Source organism: Vibrio sp. 1978, assembly GCF_033344345.1.
Genome location: NZ_JAWPOP010000125.1, coordinates 1 through 1,171, shown reverse-complemented (window position 1 = coordinate 1,171; position 1,171 = coordinate 1). Strand labels below are relative to the sequence as shown.

The 1,171-nt window shown below is 43.2% G+C and carries 1 protein-coding gene; it reads left to right on the top strand.

Annotated elements, in window-relative coordinates:
• A partial coding sequence (locus R8N49_RS24935) for a GGDEF domain-containing protein (protein WP_318190190.1) occupies positions 1-1,171 on the top strand: 1,171 nt, incomplete at both ends.

The window sequence follows — 1,171 nt, the reverse complement described above, 5'->3', positions numbered from 1 at the left end:
GCTGGTGGGCAGTGACGGAACAACCATCGTCACGACTGGCCCAAAAGATCTCAAGCCAATGGATATTCATGATTTGATGACCCAACACGGGCATCCGGAAGAAGTTTGTGCCACTCGTGATGGTGACAACATTCGGATTCAAGTGATTAAGCAAGTCAAATTTTCTGGGAAACCAGTGGCTTTTTTAATTGCGGACATCAATAAAGATATTGTTATTGAGCAATTAACCAATCAAGAGCACGAAGACAGCTACAGTCGCATGGTGCTAAAAATAAAAGATGTTGAAATGGTGGTGTGGGATTCCATCACTAAAAATTCAACCACTAATGCAGATGAGAATCATTTTCTTTCTAAAGTTTTGGATGGAAAAATATATTTCGAAGTGCCAGTGGAACAACATCACTTTAAATTGATGGCATGGTTTGAACCGCTCAACGAGCGAGATATTTTTACTTCTCGACTCTTTATTTTTGGGCTAAGTATTCTCGCCGTGATGATTGTTATTGCGCTGTGTTATGCATTTATCGCAAACAATAATAAATTGGAATTAAAGATTAAGCTTGAGGAAGAAAAAAAGCGTAAAGATATTCTTTCTCAACAAAACCACAAACTCACCAAAGAAATAGAGCGCCGAAAAGCATCGGAGAAAGAGCTCGCATTCCAAGCCAAATACGACACCTTAACAGAATTGCCAAATCGCAGTTATGGCTCAGAACGATTGGCGCTGGAGCTTATCCGTGCATCTCGTACGGGTTCAAAAGTATTGGTGATGTTTATTGATTTGGACCACTTCAAACAGATCAACGATTCTATGGGCCATTTTGTCGGGGATGAAATTCTCAAACACAGTGCTCAGCGTCTTCAAAACGGCGCGAGAAAATCCGATTTGCTCGCCAGAATCGGTGGGGATGAGTTCCTGTTGGTGATTCCAGATTTACCAGATAACGATACCGCGAAGCGCGTTGCTTCGAGCGTGTTATCGGCCTTTAGTGAACCGTTTGTTTGGAATAATCACGAGTTTTTCCTGACAGGCAGTGTCGGCATGTCGGTTTTCCCAGACGACGGTGATAACGCCGAGCAGCTGTTGGCGTGTGCCGATATGGCGATGTACCGCGTGAAGCAAGATGGCCGTGATGCGTTCTGTTTCTACAACCACAACATGAACCAAGAT